The 18804-nt window shown below is 67.3% G+C and carries 8 protein-coding genes; 2 read left to right on the plus strand and 6 right to left on the minus strand.

All coding sequences use genetic code 11. From position 1 onward, the window contains the following. Positions 1-3 precede the first annotated feature (3 nt). The 5 genes from DWF00_RS08370 to DWF00_RS08390 form a co-directional block, all read right to left on the minus strand. Positions 4-1539: an MFS transporter gene (locus tag DWF00_RS08370; RefSeq protein ID WP_114827152.1), complete on the minus strand. Its 1536-nt coding sequence runs from the start codon at positions 1537-1539 to the stop codon at positions 4-6. A gap of 87 nt (positions 1540-1626) precedes the next feature. Beyond that, positions 1627-2118 carry a hypothetical protein gene (locus tag DWF00_RS08375; RefSeq protein WP_114827153.1) on the minus strand — a complete coding sequence of 164 codons (492 nt, stop codon included), beginning with the start codon at positions 2116-2118 and terminating at the stop codon, positions 1627-1629. A 40-nt stretch (positions 2119-2158) separates the two neighbouring features. After that, on the minus strand, positions 2159-2488 hold the full coding sequence (locus DWF00_RS08380; protein WP_245973799.1) for a GCG_CRPN prefix-to-repeats domain-containing protein: 330 nt from the start codon (positions 2486-2488) through the stop codon (positions 2159-2161). Positions 2489-2585: 97 nt separating this feature from the next. Further along, a complete protein-coding gene (locus tag DWF00_RS08385) occupies positions 2586-8810 on the minus strand; it encodes a hypothetical protein (protein ID WP_114827154.1) in 6225 nt (2074 codons plus the stop codon). Between the two features lie 334 nt (positions 8811-9144). Next, the gene (locus DWF00_RS08390) at positions 9145-9969 is read right to left on the minus strand and encodes an MBL fold metallo-hydrolase (RefSeq protein WP_114827155.1); all 825 of its coding nucleotides are present in this window, start codon (positions 9967-9969) and stop codon (positions 9145-9147) included. 128 nt (positions 9970-10097) lie between these two features. Between DWF00_RS08390 and DWF00_RS08395 the strand changes: the two genes are divergently transcribed. Both DWF00_RS08395 and DWF00_RS08400 read left to right on the plus strand, forming a co-directional pair. Beyond that, complete coding sequence (locus DWF00_RS08395) at positions 10098-11036, plus strand: LysR family transcriptional regulator (protein WP_181832451.1); 939 nt, start codon at positions 10098-10100, stop codon at positions 11034-11036. A 975-nt stretch (positions 11037-12011) separates the two neighbouring features. Further along, positions 12012-12977: an AraC family transcriptional regulator gene (locus DWF00_RS08400; RefSeq protein WP_114827157.1), complete on the plus strand. Its 966-nt coding sequence runs from the start codon at positions 12012-12014 to the stop codon at positions 12975-12977. 234 nt (positions 12978-13211) lie between these two features. Here DWF00_RS08400 and DWF00_RS08405 read toward each other — a convergent pair whose 3' ends face one another. Then, positions 13212-18476, minus strand: a complete 5265-nt coding sequence (locus DWF00_RS08405; protein WP_114853013.1) for an autotransporter domain-containing protein — start codon at positions 18474-18476, stop codon at positions 13212-13214. Positions 18477-18804: the final 328 nt, after the last annotated feature.

An 18804-nucleotide genomic window follows, 5' to 3' on the forward strand; every position in this document is an offset into this window, starting at 1 on the left:
GCTTCAAGCACCCGGTGCGTTGCCGCGGGCGCCTCGCCGGGCCAGCACGACCATCGCGGCAAGGGCGAGTAGCGTCGCGGCGGTCAGGAGCCCCATGGCGGCGCGATAGCCGCTCGTGAAGAAGTCGTCGACCAGCCCGGGATTCGGCGCTCCGCCGAGGAGGCGGGCGAGCTGCTCGGCCGCCACCGTCGGCTCGGAGACCAGCCGGTCGATCCAGGCCGGATCAATTCCGGAGGAAAGATGCGCCTCGGATTGCAGCGCCTGCTCGGCCAACATTCGGTAGAGCAGCGTCGACAGCACCAGGCCGGTCGCGCCGCCGACATTGTGAATGGTCCAGCATGCCCCCATCGCCACGCCGCCGAGCCGCTTCGGCACCGAGGACAGGGCGGCAAGCGTCGAGGGGCCGAGAATGCAGCCCCAGCCGATACCCATCGTCGCGAAGGCGAGAATGACGAAGGGGGTGCTCGTCGCCTCGGAGAACAGCATCTGCAAGCTGGCCGATAATGCCAGCAGGGCGAGGCCGGCCGCGAGGAGCGGCATGGGCCCGTGCCTGTCCGCCAGCTTGCCGACCACCGGCGATGCGAGCGCCACCAGCGCGGTCGTCGGCAGCAGCATGAGGCCGGTGAGCAGGCTGCCATAGCCGCGGACGACGCCGAGGTAGAGCGGCATCAGGAAGAACGCCGAGCAATAGAAGAAGGCGAGCGCGAAGGTAGCGATGCCGGCGGCCGCGAAGCGCCGATTGGCGAAGAGGTCGAGGCGGATCAGCGGCGATGCGGCACGCCGCTCCACTACGACGAACAGCAGCAGCAGGCAAAGGCCGCCTCCGGTCGCCGCCAGCGTCGGGATCGCAGTCCAGCCCCAGTCCTTGGCCTGCGTCAGGCCGAGCAGCAGGCTCGCCAGCCCTGCGAGCAGGAGGCCGACGCCCGGCCAGTCGAGCGGTCCGCGATCGCTCTCGTCTCGCGTCTCGCGGACGGAGGAGAAGCACAGGACGGCGCTGAGCAGAAGGAACGGCACGTTGACGAAGAACACCCAGCGCCAGCCCAGCAATTCGACCAGCACGCCACCTGCGACGGGGCCGAGCGCGAGGCCGATGCCGTTGGCGGCGAAGAGCAGGCCGAGCGCCCGCCCGCGCATCGCCTCGGGAAAGGCGTCCGACACGATTGCGGCGGTGGTGGTGTAGAGCGCTGCGGCGCTCGCGCCTTGGACAAAGCGAAAGCCGATGAGCGCCTCGATCGACGGCGCCGCGCCGGCACCGAGCGAGCCCAGCGTGAATGCGGCCATTCCGATATAGAACAGCCGCCTGCGGCCGTAGCGATCCGCCAGCCGTCCGCTCACCACCATGAAGCCGGACAGGGCCATGACGAAGGCCGCGACGATCCATTGCGCCTCGCTCACCGTAGCCGCGAGGCCGCCCTGGATATCGGCGATCGCTGTGTTGACGATGGTGAAGTCGATACAGCCGACGAAACTTGCCAGGCTGACGCCGAGAAGCAGGATCCAGCGGGTGCGCGCCTGATCATCGACTGTAAGGGAGGTCATTTGCCGCGTCCGATCCAATTTCGCGTACCGTGCAGGTCTGACCGGCTGCCGCCCAGGCGGATCGGCAGCCGGCCGGGAACCTGCCGTTCAGCCTTCCTCCTCCTCGAAGAGCCAGAGCGTCGCGCTCGGCTGGCCCGGCCCGCCATGGTCGGTCATGCCGAGGAAGACCGGCAGGCGGCGCCTCTGCCCGTCTGACAGCGAGGCGACGAAGGGGCGCGCGGCCTCGACGAGGCGGCGCAGCTCGCGGCCGCGTGCCTCTTCCGCATCGGCGATCGCGCCGAGCACGTCGAGGAAGCTGCCGGGCGCGGCCGCCTGCTGACGCCCGTTGCGGCGGTCGGAAGCGGCCTTGCTGATGTCGCGAATGGCGGCTTCCACGGGCGTCCAGAGCTTTTCCTGCTCGGGCGTCAGCTCGGCGACCACGCGCAGCGCGGCGAGCCTGGCGTTGAGCACGGCGCGGGCATCGGCGTCGCTCCAGTCGGGGAGCTGCTGCGCCTGCGGAGCGGTTGCCTGCTGTGCGAAGGCCTGATGCGGTCCGGCAAGCAGCGCCGTGGCGAGCAGGATCGGGGCGAAGATCTTCATGGCATGGATTCCGGAAACTTGAGGGGAACGAGGGAGGGGTTCACTTCCAGCCGCCGCCGGGGAGCGGGCCGTGATAGGGCGTGTTGCGGCAATGGCCCCAGGGGCCGCGCCAGGAGCCGGGAGGGCAGCCATTGCCGCCGAAGACCGGAGCAGGACCGGTCCAGCCGCCGCCAGGGAGGCGGCCATAATACGGTGTGCTTCGGCAGCCTCCCCAAGGGCCGCGCCAGGCGCCCCAGCCGCAGCCCTGAGCGACGGGCACGACCTGCAGCGTCGGCTCGGGGATCGGGAGTTGCGGGAGAGCCGAGGCTGGCGCGGCGAAGGCCGCGAGGCTAGCTGCGGCTGCGAGCAGTGGCAGGATCACGTGTCTCATGGGTTCCTCTCGTTCGATGGGGTGGGCGGAAGGCATGCAGATCAGGCGTCCGGCCACCGGCCGAGCCAGGGATTGGGAGTTGGGTGCCCCCGATCCGTCAAAAGCGGACGGCCAACCGGGCGAGGCCGGTATGCGAGCTGTAGCGGTCGCCGAAATCGCCGTTGTACTGGAGCTTCAGCTCGAGGTTGCCGGCGGTCGCCAGGTTGGCGCCGACCGAGACGCGCGCGAGCGCGTTCGGGATCGGCGTCGTGGCCCTGAAGCCCGCGGTCGCACCCTGCACGCCGGCGAAGCGCGCGGTGGCGGCCCAGCCATCGTCTCCGTTGACGCTGAGGCCGAGGCTGGCGAAGGGCAGCAGCGTGCCGAAGGAGCCGAGATCGATGCGTGTGCCGACCTCGACCGCGCCGGTTGCCGTCAGCATGGTCGCCGTCTCACCCGCGACCGCCAGGCGGAAGGGGCTCCAGCCACCCTCGGTATAGGCGCCGGCGGCCATATGCGCGACGCGCAGCTCGGCCATCGGCTTTACGTACCAGTCGCCCATCGCCATGCGGTAGCTGAGGCGAGCGGTGGCACCGAGATGCCAGGCGTTGGGCGAGCCCGTCGCCGACTGCATCGTATCGCCCAGCACGATCTGCCGGGTGCTGTCATAGGAGCCGTAGCCGGCGTCGAGTGCGCCCGAGAACAGCCAGCCGCCGCGCTGGTGCTTCAGCACCAGGCCGCCGAGCACGCTGTCGCCGGTGACGGTCGAGGTGCCGCGGCTGCCGGAGAAGCGGCTGCTCTCATAGGCGAGCGAGCCGCCGAGGAACCAGTCCGGCCGGATCTCGCGCTGGCCGCCGATCTGCGCCGTCACCGCGCTGGCGTGGTAGCCGAGCGAGCCGGGCAGCGTGTCCTGTACGGTCGCGTTGCCGATGACGCGGCCCCAGACGCAGTCGCGCTCGCGCAGTCCGAGCGTGGCGTCGACCAGATCCGGGCAGCTTTGCATGTTGCTGACGAATGCCTGGCTCGCCGCGAAGTGGGCGGCTGCGATGGCGCCGATCGTCTGGCCCGAGAGCGTATTGAGCGCATGGGCGTAGCTGCCGCTATCCTTGATCCCGGCCAGCGCCGCAAAGCCCGTGCCCAGACTCTCTCCGTTGTTCCAGGCTTCCTGGAGATGCGCTGCGACCTGGAGCTGGGTTGCGCCGAGGCGGCCGGAGCCGATGAAGTCGGCGCTGGGCTGGATATGCAGGCTGGAGCCGTCGCTGACCGGCTTCAGGTCGAAGACGTGGCTGCGATAGCCGGTGGTGGCGGGGTCGAGATCGATCCCGCCCGATGCGGTCAGCACCGTGACGGGGGCCTTGGACAGGGTGATTGGCCGTGCCTCGATCATGCCGGCGAGCTCGGCGCGGCCCTGCACGGTCAGCATGTCGGCGCGGCCGGCGGCATGGTCGGTGTCCACCAGCAGGCGGCCGGTGGAGCTCTGGGAGAGCTTGCCGGTCAGTGTCGTCGCTGAGATCGCGGTGCCGTAGCCGACCGAAAGGATGCCGTCGTTCGAGACCCGGCCGTTCGGGCCGAACTGCATCACCGGACCCATCTCGACGCGCCCTTGCCGCGCGTTCTGCAGCGTCGAGCTGTCGCCCAGCACGACCGAGCCCAGCACGGTGCCTCCGAGGTTGTTGACCTGGCCGGAGGTCGGGCCGTTGCTCCAGGAGCCGATGGCGACCTGGCTCGTGCTCTGGCTGCCATCGATGACGCCGCCCTGCCGCACCAGGACGCCGGTGCCGGTGAATGGGACGGTGCTGCTGGCCCCGGCGATGAAGACCGCGCCAGCGGCCGACCCCTTGGCCACCACTTGCGCCTGCCCGCCCACCTGGTTGCCGTTCGCGTCGGTATAGCCGCCGACCGCGACGTTGCCAGTGGCGGAGTCGGCGCCGCTGCCGATGGCAACGACGCCCCAGGCATTTGCCCCGCTGACGGTCACGCTGCCCTGGTTGACGGCCACGAGGGCAGTCGAGGTGCACGCGCCGCAGGCCGACGAGGCGCCCGAGAAAGCGAAGCCGGTCCCGTCATCCTGCCCGACGATGCCGCCGAAGCCGGTGCTCTGCGCGAAGATGCCATGCGCATAGGCGCCCGTCGTCGCGATGGTGCCAAAGGAACTGACTGTCACCTGTCCGCCGACGGATCCGGTCGCGGTCGTCACGACGACGTTGCTGCCGAAATTGTTGCCGTTGAGCCCCTGGACGATGCCGCCGCCGCCAGCGCTCTGCGCCAGGATGCCCGCCGCGCCGCTGCCCGTGGTGGTGATGGATGTTCCCGGATCGGTCGTGACGTTGACGGCGCCGCCGTTGTTCCCGCTGCCCGACGGATTGCTGAACAGGTTGTTCGAGGTCGGCCGGAAGCCGCCGGTGACGATCACGCCGCCGCCATTGCCGACGCTCTGCGCGATGATGCCGGAGGCGTTGAGGCCGCTGGTCTTGATCGTGGCGGTGTCCTGCAGGTTGACGTTCACCGTCCCGCCCGTGCTGCCGGAGGGCGCGTCGCCGTTGAAGGCGAAGGCGACCGGGATCGTCCCGCTCGCAGCGCCCGCAGGCGCGCCGGCGGAGCTGGTGGACTTGCCGGTGGTGGGGTCGTAGATCGCGCTCATCACGGTGGCGAGGCCGCCGCCGCCGCCCACGCTCTGCGCCAGGATGCCGGCCGCGTAGTCGCCGGAGGTGCTGATCTTGCCGGTGCCGCTGACGGTGGCGTTGACCGTCCCGCCCGACTGGCTGTCGCCCCAGTTCTGCCCGCCGGCGCTGGCGCCCAGCGTCAGCAGGAAGCCGCCGCCGGTGGGCGCGCTGGCGGTCAGCGTCGCGCCGCCGTGCCCACCGCCGCCGCCCACGCTCTGCGCCAGGATGCCGAAGGAGAGGTCGCCCAGCGTGGCGATGCTGCCGCTATGGGTGATGTCGACCTCGCCGCCAGAGCCGCCGCCGCCGCCATTGCCGCCCAAGGTCAGGTTGCCCTGGAAGAAGGAGCCGGAGAGGTTCGTGCGGGCCAGGGAGGGGCCGGTCGCGCCGCCCACGCCGCCGCCGCCGCCGACGCTCTGGGCGAAGATGCCCGCCGAGAGCGGCCCCGTGGTCTGGATGCTGCCGGCATCCAGGACCTGCACCGTGCCGCCGTTGCCGGCCGCGCCGCCATTGCCGGCCCAGCCCACGCCGAGGTTGACCGTGTAGTCGGTGAGCGAGGTGCCACCATCAGGCGCGTCGCCGCCGGCGCCATTGGCCTCGGCGTAACCATCGCCGATGCTGTTCAGCGAGGGGACGTCCCCATAGCTGCCGGTGAACGGCGCCTGCCAGGCCCAGATGTCCGAGGTCACCTGGACCACGGGGTTGTTCTGTCCCATGCCGAGCGCGCTTGCGAGATGGGTGCCGACATAGCCTCCCAACGCATAGGTCGGGTCGATGCCGGAGCCCATGGCCGCGTTGCCGCCGCGCCCGCCGCCGCCGCCGACGCTCTGCGCATTGATGCCGGCCGCCTGCGCGCCGCGCGTGACGATGGCGCCTGTGCCGTTGTCCACGAGCACGCTGCCACCATTGCCGCCCGCGCCGCCATAGCCGCCCACCGAGACCCGGAGGTTGAGGTTGCCGTTGCTGCCGGCGCCCATCGAGGCGGCGCCGTTGCCGCCGCCGCCGCCGATGCTCTGCGCCAGCAGGCCGTCCGAGCCGTCGCCGGTCGTCAGGATGCCGCCGGACCCGTTAAAGGCGTAGCTGCCGAGGGCGGTGGGCTGGTTGGGCAGCGTCTGCGGCGCGTAATTGTAGAGGCTCACCGCGCCGCCTTCGCCGGCTGCGCCGCCATGCCCGCCCATGGCCACCGTGACCGTGAGGGTGGGAAGATCGCCGTTGCTGCTCTGGTAGCTGCCGCTGTTGGCGCGGCCCGCGCCGCCATGCCCGCCGCCGCCGCCGATGCTCTGCCCGTGCACGCCCGGCGAGAGATCTCCCAGCGTCATCAGGAGGCCGCTGTTATAGGCGGAGACGGGGCCGCCATCGCCCCCGGTCCCGCCCGAGCCGCCAATCGATGTGGAAATGGTGATCGTTGGCGACATCACCGAGTTGCTCAGCGCGCGCGCGTTGCCGCCGGTGCCGCCGCCGCCGCCGATACTCTGCGCCAGGATGCCGGCTGAGCCGATGCCCATCGTGCCGATCATCCCGGCGTTGAGCACCGTGACGTCCCGGCCCTTGCCGCCGGTGCCGCCGCTGCCGCCGAGGCTGGTGCTCACGCTGATCGACGGGAACTCCTGATCCGAGACCGACGTCTGCAGCGCGGCCGCCACCGCCGAGCCGCCATGGCCGCCGCCGCCGCCGATGCTCTGGGCGCGGATGCCATGGGCATCGTCGCCCATGGTGAGGACCTGGCCGACGTTATAGACGCCAACCGAGCCGCCTGTGGCGCCGGTGCCGGCATTGCCGCCGACCGCGGCAGCCGCGGAGAACGGGCCCGCTACCTCGTTGGTCACGTTGACCGCGATGGCCATGCCGCCGGCGCCGCCGCCGCCGCCGATGCTGGCCGCGTCGATGCCGACGGAATGCGTGCCCATGGTCTGGACCACGCCACCCAGGTTGAAGATGGAGACCGTGCCGCCCGTGCCGCCATTGCCGCCGCTGCCGCCGATGCTGAGCGCAAGGCCGCCGATGTTGGCGCTCCAGGCGTCGCCCGCGCGGCCGCCGCCGCCGCCGATGCTGGCGGCGACCAGGCCGCGGGAATGATTGCCCGTCGTCGAGACGACGTAGCCCGGCTGGATGGACCAGTAGCCGTCGTCTTCGTTCAGCCAGACCAGGCCGTTGTTGATCGTCGCCGAGCCGCCGGTGCTGGCGCCGCCGCTATTGCCGCCGACGAAGGCCGAGAAGCCCAGCGAGCCGCCGGTCACGCTGCCGCCATAGCCGCCGGCGCCCGCAATGCTCAGCGCCACCACGCCGTCGGAATCCCCGCCCGAGGTCTGCAGCAGGTTGTAGCTGTACTGGTATTGCGACGGGTCGGTGGTGGACGGGGGAGTGTTGGGGCTGAGGGCGCTGATCAGCGAGATCGCGGCCGTCCCGCCCGCGCCGGAGGCGCCGCCATTGCCGCCATGCTCCCGGAACAGCGAGCCGGCTTGCGCGCCGTTGCCGCCGTTGCCGCCTGTGCTGAGCGCCATGGCGCCGACCGCGGCGTAGCCGCTCGTCGTCACGTTGGTGGTCCCGGTCGTGGCGAAGTCGGTCGTCACGTCGTTGCCGCCGAGCTGCAACTGCACGGCGCCGCCAATGCCTCCAGTGCCGCCGGCTCCGGCTGTGGAGCCTGTCAAGCCGTTGCCGGTGCCCCCGGCGCCGCCTTCCATGCCGATGCTCTGGGCCAGAAGGCCGACCGTCAGCAGCGAGGTGTTGATGGAGACGGTCTGCCCCGGATTGTTGAAGGCGTCCGCGTTGGCGGCCGCGCCCGTGCCGTACCCGGCGGCGCCCGCCACCGTCACCGTCCCGCCGGCGAGCTGGAGGGTGACGTCGCCACCGCTGCCGCCGCCGCCGCCGCCGCCGCCCGTACCGGAGTCGAACGTCGAGCCGCCTTCTCCTCCGTTCGCCCCGCTGCCGGCTTGGCTCGTCGCCGTGATGCCTGAGCCATGGGACGTGACCTGCGCGACCATGGAGACTGCGATGGTGCCGCCACTCGCGCCGCCGCCGCCGGCCGAGCCGGTCGCTTTTTCCTCCAGCACGGTGTCTTCCGCAGCAGCGCCGTCACCGCCTTGGGAGAGGAAGCTCACCGCCGTCTGTCCCGCCGCCATGCTTGAGAAGATCGGCGTCCCGATACCGGGCTGGACCTGAACGATAATGTTGCCGACTGCGCCGCCGCTGCCTCCGGCGCCGCCCTGGCCCCGGTTGCCGGAAGCGCCGCCCTGGGCGCCCGAGCCGCCGAGCGCGATCACGCTCAGCGCCGAGCCGGCGCCGGTGTTCTGGGTGAGGAAGGGTGCCCCGACGAAGTTGATGGTGATGTCGGTCGCGCCGCCGCCCGAGCCGCCGTTGCCGCCATTGCCCGTGGACTGGCCGGAGGAGGCACCGGCGGCGCCCTGGCCGCCCTGCGTGCGGATGCTGACGGTGGCTTTGGGGTCGCTGGAGCTGCCGGAATAGCCGCCGCCGAACGCGAGGTCGATGATGTCCGGCGCTGCCGCCCCCGCTTTGCCCGCAATCGTAGCGTCGGTGCCCTGCTGGATGAAGCTGTAGGGGAAGGGGCCGTCGTTCGGCGCGATGGTCTGCGCCGCCGGCGTGGCAGCGGCAAAGGCGAGGAGGCTGGCGCTCGATGTGAGCGCCGTCGTGCCGCGCAGGAGGCGGGACCAGCTGGCGGGGCGGATCATCGGCCGGCCTCCGCATTCAGGTCGATGAGGAAGGAAGCGGAGGAGCCGGACGCCGGGGCGCGGACAGGTAGAGGGGGCATCATGTCAGTCGATCCGTTCGTATGACCCGTCCGTCGAGAAGCGCGCTCCGCAGGCATGAAGGCGCGATAGAGCACCTTCGCCATGCTGTTCTTTCAGCTGAGGAGCGGGCGTCGTCGCATGCCCCCCCGTGATTGGCGGGACATGTGTCGCAAACCGGGCAAGAGGAAAAATATCGCTTCGCTATGCGGGTATCGGCGCTGCTTATGGCTGCACCCGAGGTTGCTCCTGGGCCAGCCGAGAACCACAGGCAGGCTCAGGCGGCCGCGCTCATCGCCGAAGCGATCGCAGCCGCGTTGAAATCGATCAGGAATTCGAGCGGGTAGCCCGGATAGTGCTCGACCATGATGGCGTGGATCTCGGCCGTCGCCGCTCCGACCGACCCGGCGGGGCCAATACGCGAGCGGACGAGGTCCTCGAAATCGACGATGTAGCGTTGCTGGGCATCCAGCAGCTCGATTGCGCCGGACGGGCCGTGTCCGGCATGGACGCGCGCCACATCCGCGTAGCGCTTGGCGACCCCATCGAGCTGCGCCAACCACAGAGCTGCGCGGCCTTCCGCAAGCCACGGATGGCAGGCGGAATAGACGAGATCGGAGGCGAAGAGCTCGCCGGTTCGAGGAGTGAAAAGAGCGACGTTGTCGCTGGCTTCGCTCGGCCCGAGATCGTCGACGACGAGCTCGATGCCACCGAACCGCAATGTCTCGCCGGAGGCGATGATCCGGTCGGGGTAGACGAAGCGCCGTGGATAATCTGTCCCGTAATGTGGCGTCCAGTACAGGCGCTTCGCCTCGGCCGTCGCACGAATTCCTTCGGCAGTCGCCGACGTTGCCAGCACCGGCACCTTGCCCAATCCGTCGAGAAGGACCGCTGCACCGTTGTAGTGGTCAGGATGAGGATGGCTGAGGATCAGGGCTGCGATTGGCTTGCCGATCGCATCGATCTGCCGGCGCAGGGCGCGTGCACTGGAGACCAGAAACTGCGCGTCGATCACGACGATGCTCTCGTCCCCCTCCAGGATGAAGGAGTTGACGAGGAAGGCCGCTTCCGGAGCGGTGAAGACGTGCGTCACATGGGTCATCTGTGGCTCCCGCCATGGAATGGCGGCGATGCCTAGATGACACCGGGGGACCTATCAAATTCATTGGCCTCATATAAGTATGAAGCCGATTCATAGAGTGTGGCATGATGTTTGGGGGGCGTGCCCATATGAGTGAACAGCATGGGCGATCGCTCTCCACGACCCAGATCGAGGTGCTGCACAGCCTGTTGCAGACCCGCAGCCTCAGCGTGACCGGCAGCGCACTCGGGCTCACCCAGTCGGCGATCAGCCACGTACTAGCCGGGCTGCGCCGGCATTTCGGCGACGAACTCCTGCTTCGCCGGGGGCGCGGGATGGTGCTGACGCCTTTCGCGGCCAGCATTCAGGAGCCGGTCGGCTCCGTCCTGCGCCAGATCGAGGACGTGTCGGGATTGCGGGAAGCCTTCGAGCCGCAGGCCCTGACCCGCCGTTGCGTGATCGCCGCACGCGATCTCACCTTGAGCATCGTAGCGCCGGCGCTTCTGCGCCGCTTCGCGGAGCAGGCGCCACGCGCCAGCATCAGCATCGTCTCATGGGAAAGCACGCGCATTGCCGACCAGCTCGCATCCGGCGCGTGCGATTTTGCCATTGGTGTCGATCCGCCGCTGTCGGATATGGGCCTTCGCATCCAGAAGCTTTACGAGGACGACTTCGTCGCCGTGTCGGCACGGAAAGCCGAGGCCGCCGGCCCTCTGACGATCGACGATCTGGTGCGCCGGCCCGCGATCCTCGTAAGCCGGACCGACGCGATCGGCAGCCCTGTCGACGATGCACTGGCCGCGCAAGGCCTCAGGCGCCATGTGGTCATGCGTAGCGCTTATTTTCTCTCGGCCATGTCGATCGTCCGCGACGCAGACCTGCTGATGGTCGTCCCCCGGCGCATTGCGTTAAAGCATGCTGCGGACTTCGATTTGGAAATCAGCGAACTGCCTTTGAAACTGCTGCGCTATTCTGTGTTTGGGGTTGGGCATGAGCGGTTTGCGGCTAGTCCGCTCTACAAATGGTTGCGCTCGCTCTGTGTCGAGGCGGTCAAAGAGGCTGTTGGACAGCTCGGCGGACGCAATTGATGGTCAGTCTGGAGGCGGGTTGGCGCCACGAGGCTTCATTCGTGGTCGCGCCAGGAGCAGACATTGGGACGTTGCCGGGAAGCAGACATCGCTGAAAACGGGGCTGACTTCTGTTCCCGCCCAATAGCGGATTGGAGGCGCGCGACTTGAGGGATTGGGGGCGCGGCTGGTCGATTGCGGCGCTCCCCAGATCGCCACAATTTACGGCCGCCACATGATCCTGCCATGTCTCCATAGCGGTGAATTGGGACTCTGCTCCGGCAGCAGGCCGATGTCGCGGAGGTCACTGGGTGTGATTCGAGGACTGGACTGCATGCTTCGCCATAGAAAGCGGATGATGGCGAACACAGCCGAAAAGCAACGGGTGGGCGATTCCCGGAAGATAGCGGAGCGCTGGGAGCCTTCATGTGGGCTCCCGACTGACGGAATCGAAATGCTTTGCACAAAGCTCATCATAACCTCTCTTGAAGAGTGGGCCAGCAAGACGCAAGCCGTGGAAAAGAACATTGCGCTTCATGTTCTTGTCCTCTCAATGGCCAGAACGAACTTCAAACCGGATCAGCCCCGAGAGGCAACGTCACTACGTTCAGTTTCTGCACGCTGATACCAAGTTTCCTCGACGCAGCAGTCCGTCTCCGCTTGTGCGGAAAGCTATCGCATCCGACTGACGTGGCATCTTGGACTGAATGTGACTTCGAATTGTCCCACGCTGGAACAAATCGGATTTTCAGGCAATTTTCATCCAATCTCACCAAACGTAATATTGCAAAAAATCCAGGATAGACGCTAGCTGACCTGAAATAGTGACCACCGTGCGACTGAAAATGATATTCTGGCCATTGTATCTGGCGGAGGAATTGCCTTGAAGACGGCGCCATTTTGTAGAATGGGGATGCCCCTGACGAAGGCAACATATAATCAAGGCAGTGCTCCGCGGTTTCTACGTTGAGCAACGGCTCGCATCGGACCTGTCACATGCCCCCGGCACGCGCCGGGCAGGTGCGCTTTTCGACCGACAACCACGCCGGACGCGATCGCTTCGCTATCTGGCGGGAAATCTATAGCCGGCACCTCTTCAACGTGGATATCGAACCGCTCAGCGATGAGCCGTTTCGCGCCGACGTCGTGTTGCGCGCCCTGCCGGGAGCGAATGTCGTGCTCGGGTCTCGATCGGCGACGCGCACCAGCATTACACGCCCGCTCCTCCAGACGGCATCCGACTCGCTGCTCCTCGCCGTCACCACCAAAGGCCGTTCCCAGGCCCGCCAGCTCGGCCGCGAAGAGACGATTCCGGAAGGCGGCGCCGTGCTGATGTCATCGGCCGAACTCGCCAGCCACACGTTGGAAGATGACGGTGTTCTGCTGAGCATCGCAGTGCCGAAGGCGTCGATCATGCCCTATGTGGGCGATATCGGCTCGGCTCTCATGCGCCCGTTCACCCCTGAAGCCGATGCCCTGCGCCTGCTGGTAGATTACGCCAAGAGCGCCATGGCGCTCGGCGAAACGGCCTCGCCGGAGCTGCAGGGCGCTGTCGCCCAGCATCTGCGCGATCTGGTGGCCGTACTGCTGGGAGCACGCAACGATGCTCGGGAGTTCCTGGCCGAACGCGGCGTGCGCGCAGCGCGTCTGCGCGCAGTCAAGAGCGAAGTCCTCGTTCAACTCGGCCGTGACAATCTATCTGCCGAGACGGTCGCGCTGCCGTTGCGCATTTCCGCCAATTATGTGCGCAAGCTGCTTCAGACGGAGGGCTTGAGCTTTTCCGAATACGTGCTGGGTGTGCGCCTTGCGCGCGCCTTCGCCATGCTCCGCGATCAGCGTCTCTCCGACCGGGCCATCAGTTCAATCGCGATGGCGGTCGGATTCAGCGACATCTCCTATTTCAACCGCACCTTCCGGCGTCGGTTCGGCATGACGCCGAGCGAGGCCAAGAATGAGAGCTGATGTCGGAATCGATCAGGCGCGGCATCGACTGATATCGCCGGTGCAGACGTGGAAGATGAGCTTCATCCCATCGGGCGTGGCTTGAGACCGCACATCCTCCGCGAACCTGGGTCTCAAGGCAGGACGGGTCTCAAAGAGCCGTGCATGGAAAGCCGCCCCGACCTCGTCGGCAACGGGGCGACCTTCTTGACGCTCTCCTGAACCAACTGGATCGTCTCATGATCCATGCGGCCGTCAGAACCTGACGTTGAGGTTGCCGCGGAGAGTCTGGTCGGTGAGGCCAGATCCGAACTGTCCGCCATAGGAGAGGCCCAGCGTGGCATCGGGGGTGATGTTAAGGTCGAGCCCGACATCGACGACGGCGGTGTCCCTCGCGATGGGCACCCCAGCGATGCTGAAGGACGACCCGCCTGAGAAGGTCATGGCCGAGGCCGGCGTGGTCTCGCCATAGGCGTGGCGCCAGCCGATCATCCCGCGTGCCGTCACGGCCACACCGTTACCGAGGGCAATGTCCGTCGAGGCGCGCAGGCCGAGCGTGCTGAAGGTCACGCCGGTATTGCTGCCCTGGCTGGTAAGCGCCGCTACCCCGCCCTTCTCGGTGAAGCCGTCGGTGTCGAGGTTGACATAGGCAAGATTGGCGAAGGGCTCGAAGGCGGACTGACCAGCCTTGATGCGATAGCCGAGCTCGCCGAAGGCCTGCGCCGTGCCCGCGCTATAGTCGCCTCTGAGCGCATCGCCGAAGCCGGAGAAGGCGATGGTGCGGCTGGTCGAGACGTCGTGCCGCGTATAGGCAAGGCCGGAACGGAAGGCGAGATTGCCCCAGTTCGTGCCGCCATAGAGGCCGACATGGTAGTTGTCGCTCGAGCCCGATGCGGTGCGGCCATCGACCTTGAAGGATGAGCGGCTGTAGCCGCCGGTCATGCCGATGCGCCAGCTCTCCGCGACGAGGCCGTCGGCGCCGATGAAGAAGCCGCCGAGATCGCGCTTGATAGTGGCGGCATTGCCGTCCCCCTTGACCGATCCCCAGGAGCCGAAGCCGCGCCCCCAGACCGCGAAGCGATCCGTCGTGGCCGGCGCGAGCACGGGCTTGCCATCGACATAGGTCGTCACCGGCGCCGAGACCACGCCGACACCGTCGAAGGCGGAGCGCAGTCGGTCGATGGTGGCCTCGCGGAGGAACCGGCTGTCCTCGATCATCACGCCCTTGGCCGAGGCATGCACCTCGCCCGAGAGTTGGTCGAAGGCCGCCCGGGCCTGGGCTTCCGTCGGGATGCTCAGGACGGCGTCATAGAGCGCGTTGCCGCTGCCGAGAGCTTCCGAAGCCATGCCGGTGACGATCTGATTACGCGTATGGCCGACCGAAGCGAACGACTTCGTCCTCGTCACATCGAGATAGGCATGCGTCGCGTCGTAGCTGCCGACGAGCCCGAGGAAGGCGGAGAAAGCGCCGTTATTGGCCAGCGAGTAGCTCCCGGTCACACCTCCATTGGCCTGCAGCACCGTATAGCGCGTGCCGATGACATAGGGCGCCGCATCGATCTTGATCACGCTGAGGGCGGCGCCATTGGCGATCGTCGCGGTGCCAGTCGCATTGATGCGATCCGACTGACCCGTCGAGGTCAGTTCGACCTGATAGGTCGAGCCCGCCGCCTGGGTGATATTGCCCGCAACATTGAGCGTGCCGATCGAGTTGCCCGGCGCGACGATGCCACCGGCATTGGCGAGGATGCCGCCGACCGTGCCGTTGCCGCCCAGGATGCCGCCGCCCGAGATCGTCACCACCGAGTTCGCCAGCGAGCCGTTCACAGCCAGCCGGCCGGCTTCGACCGTCGTCGGGCCCGACAATGCGCTGACACCGGTGACATCGAGCGATCCGACCCCGCGCTTGGTGAAGGAACCAGCCCCCTCGATCACATTGCCGAAGGCCGCATCCATAGCCTGGTCGATGACGAGCGTGGCGTTGTCGACGATCTTGCCCGAGCCGAAGCTCGTGGCCGAGCCGATCAGGACGCCCGTGTCGATCGTCGTTCCGCCGGTATAGCTGTTGGCGCCGGTCAGGACCGTCGTGCCGGAACCCTGCTGGATCAGGCGGCCGCTTCCGGAGACAACGCCGCCGAGCGTGACGACGCCGGATCGGTTGAAGGCGAGTGTGCCGCTATTGGCGACGTCGCCCAGGATTGAACCCGTCGCGCCGCCATCGCCGATCTGCAGGGTGCCGCCAGCGATCGTGGTGCCGCCTGCATAGCTGTTGGCCCCGGTCAGGACGAGGGTGCCGGAGCCGAGCTGGCTCAGGCGGCCGCTGCCGGAGATGGCACCGGTGAAGCCGACAATGTCGGAGCGGTCGAAGGCGAGCGTGCCGCTATTGGCGACATTGCCCTGGATCGTGCCGACCGTGCCGCCATTGCCGATCTGCAGCGTGCCGCCAGCGATCGTGGTGCCCCCGGTATAGCTGTTGGTGGCGGTCAGGATCGTCGTGCCGGAACCGAGCTGGCTCAGGCGGCCGCTGCCGGAGACGCCGCCGCCGAACGTGACGACATCGGAGCGGCTGAAGGCGAGCGTGCCGCTATTGGCGACGTCGCCCAGGATCGAGCCTGTCGTGCCGCCATTGCCGAGCTGTAGCGTGCCGCCGGTGATCGTGGTGCTGCCGGTATAGCTGTCGGCGGCGGTCAGGATCGTCGTACCGGCGATCTGGTTGACCGAGCCGACGCCGTTGATAACCGACGCGAAAACATAGCTCGCGCTGGTATGGTTGAAGTTGACCGAGTCGGTACCTGCGCCGAACTGGACCGAGGCCGCGTTCAACGTGCCCGGAGCCTCTGCCGACGATCCGGCCGCGCCGCCGATGTTGAGCGTGCCGGCCGAACCCGCCTGCGCCGCCAGCATGACGAAGCCGCCGGCCGAAACCGCGCCGCCATTCGCGATCGTCAGCGCGCCGGTGCCGAGGTCGCCAACGACAAGGTTGGCGGCGTTAGACCAGAGCGAGCCCGCGCCGGAGACCGTCACAGCGCCGCTGGATCCCACCTGGAAACCGACCAGGCCCGCAGCATCGGCGGCCACGCCTCCGTTCGAGATGGTGAGCGCGCCTACGCCACCATAGCCGACATAGAGTATGCTACTGGTCCAGTTCGAGCCCGCGCCGTCTACCGTGACGGTGCCGCTGGAGCCGACATTGAAGCCTAGAGCGGCTGATGCGTTGCTCACAGAGCCGCCACTGGCAATGTTCAGCGTGCCAGCGCCGGACTGGCCGACCCTGAGATCGGCACTGTTGATCCAGGCAGAGCCCGCGCCGCTGATGGTCGCGGTGCCGCTGGAACCTGCATTGACGCCGATGACGCTCTGACCGGAGCTGACAGAGCCACCATTCGTGACGGCCAGAGCACCCGTGCCGCTATAGCCGACGGCCAAAGCCGCGTTGGCCCAGCTCGAGCCCGCGCCATCGACCGTCGCAGAGCCGACGGCTCCCGAGCCGAGGCCGATATAGCCGACGACATCGCTGACCGCGCCGCCGTTCGAGACGACGAGAGTGGCCGCGCCGGAACCGCCGATATTGAGATTGCCGCTGTTGGTCCATGTCGACCCGTTGCCGCTAACCGTGACCGTGCCGCGCGAGCCGGTGTTGGCCGCGATGGAGCCCAGGACGTTGCTGACCACGCCGCCATTCGTGATGTTCAGCGTGCCGGTGCCTGTGTCGCCGACCGTGAGGTCTACGGTGTTGGTCCAGGTCGAGCCGACTCCATCGACCGTTGCCGTGCCGGTCGAGCCCCCATTTTCTCCGATGGTGCCGGTCGAATTGGTGACCATGCCGCCGTTAGAAACCGTCAACCTTCCTATACCGGCGTTGCCGACGAAGAGGGCGCCGGCGTTTGTCCAAGTCGAGCCCACGCCGTCAACGGTCGCCGTGCCCGAGCCACCGGCAAGCCCACCGAGAGCGCCAAGGACGTTGCTGACGCTGCCGCCGTTCAGGATATTTAGCGTGCCGCTGCCCGAATCGCCGACGCCCAGATTGAAGCTATTAGTCCAGGTCGAGCCCGCACCAGTCACCGTTACCGTGCCGCTGGAACCGACGTTCGTGGCAATCGAGCCAGAGCTATTGCTGACAGTGCCACCATTCGAAACTGTCAGCGCGCCCGCGCCGTAAAGCCCAACATAGAGAAAGCCAGTATTGGTCCACGTCGATCCTACGCCATCGACCGTTGCTGTGCCGGTCGAGCCCCCATTTGCTCCGATGGTGCCGGTCGAATTGGTGACCATGCCGCCGTTAGAAACCGTCAACCTTCCTATACCGGCGTTGCCGACGAAGAGGGCGCCGGCGTTTGTCCAAGTCGAGCCCACGCCGTCAACGGTCGCCGTGCCCGAGCCACCGGCAAGCCCACCGAGAGCGCCAAGGACGTTGCTGACGCTGCCGCCGTTCAGGATATTTAGCGTGCCGCTGCCCGAATCGCCGACGCCCAGATTGAAGCTATTAGTCCAGGTCGAGCCCGCACCAGTCACCGTTACCGTGCCGCTGGAACCGACGTTCGTGGCAATCGAGCCAGAGCTATTGCTGACAGTGCCACCATTCGAAACTGTCAGCGCGCCCGCGCCGTAAAGCCCAACATAGAGAAAGCCAGTATTGGTCCACGTCGATCCTGCGCCATCGACCGTTGCTGTGCCGATGCCTCCCACCGCATTGCCAACAATGCCTGTGACGTTCGTGGCGACGCCGCCATCCGAAACGATCAGCGTGCCCGTGCCGGCATCGCCGACCGTAAGGCTGACGCTGTTGATCAGGGTCGAGCCGGCGCCGTCGATGGTCGCTGTACCCTCTGAGCCTGCCATGAGACCGATGAAGGTGCCGCCTGCCTGCGCCGAGCCGCCGCTGGAAACCGTCAGCGTGCCCGAGCCTTCCTGTCCGGCCACGATACCGGAGGTGTTCTGCCAGACCGAGTTGGCACCATTGATCACAACAGTCCCGGTCGAGCCCGCAGAATACGCCACGTAGCCCATGATATCGGTGACCTTGCTGCCTCCCTCTATCTTCAGCCGGCCCGTGCCGTCGTAGCCGACATAGAGCGAAGAGCTGTTGATCCAGTTCGCAGCCGCGACCAACTCCACCAAGCCATTGGAGCCAGACTGATAACCGATATAGCCAAGATAATTGCTCAGCGTGGCGCCGGTAGTGATGCCCAGTCCGCCCAGGCCGCCGGGGGCGACACCCACCGTCACGTTGTTTGCGACTGCGTTCACCGCGCCGTTGATATTTGCGTAATTCAGAGCTGGGACGATGTCCGCATTGTCGCTCAATGTCGGAACCGCGCCTGTGCTCCAGTTTCCGGCGGTGAACCAGTCGGCGGTGGTGCCCGTCCATTCCGCCGCCAGGGCCGTGCCCGGCACGGGCAATGAACCCGACAGCACCAGCGCGAGGACGGAGGCGGAGGTCAGCAGGCGGCGAATCCCGTTCGAACGCGGCTCAAAGGCCATGGCAATGGCCTTGCGACCTTCGTTCTCTTGCGTAGCCATTCAAAATTCCCTCGACTCGACAGTCGCTTAGCGTGCTGTTTGGGCAGCTATCGCATCAGACCGGAACGGCGTCTTGGGCTGGGCGGGACCCTGAATTGTCCTGCACGAGAGTGGATCTGTTTTTAGGAGCGCGTTGCGCGGCGGGCACACGCGAATGGCTTCACTATCGGGAATCGGATTAACTCACGATATTCTCCTGAGTTGCGGACGGCAGATGGAGCGCTTCGGCGTTTGGATGTCCCCGCTGGGCTCAATCGGGCAATGAGGGATCTATCGGCTTGCCCGGACAGGTTTGCAAAGCCGGCTGAATTGCCCGAATGCGGACGCG

Source organism: Allobosea caraganae (assembly GCF_003351345.1).
In the GTDB taxonomy this organism is placed as follows: domain Bacteria; phylum Pseudomonadota; class Alphaproteobacteria; order Rhizobiales; family Beijerinckiaceae; genus Allobosea; species Allobosea caraganae.

Coding starts and splice junctions, on each gene's coding strand:
- DWF00_RS08380 (WP_245973799.1), bottom strand. CDS start 2,488: ATGAGACACGTGATCCTGCCACTGCTCGCAGCCGCAGCTAGCCTCGCG.
- DWF00_RS08400 (WP_114827157.1), top strand. CDS start 12,012: ATGCCCCCGGCACGCGCCGGGCAGGTGCGCTTTTCGACCGACAACCAC.
- DWF00_RS08395 (WP_181832451.1), top strand. CDS start 10,098: ATGAGTGAACAGCATGGGCGATCGCTCTCCACGACCCAGATCGAGGTG.
- DWF00_RS08405 (WP_114853013.1), bottom strand. CDS start 18,476: ATGGCTACGCAAGAGAACGAAGGTCGCAAGGCCATTGCCATGGCCTTT.
- DWF00_RS08370 (WP_114827152.1), bottom strand. CDS start 1,539: ATGACCTCCCTTACAGTCGATGATCAGGCGCGCACCCGCTGGATCCTG.
- DWF00_RS08390 (WP_114827155.1), bottom strand. CDS start 9,969: ATGACCCATGTGACGCACGTCTTCACCGCTCCGGAAGCGGCCTTCCTC.
- DWF00_RS08375 (WP_114827153.1), bottom strand. CDS start 2,118: ATGAAGATCTTCGCCCCGATCCTGCTCGCCACGGCGCTGCTTGCCGGA.
- DWF00_RS08385 (WP_114827154.1), bottom strand. CDS start 8,810: ATGATCCGCCCCGCCAGCTGGTCCCGCCTCCTGCGCGGCACGACGGCG.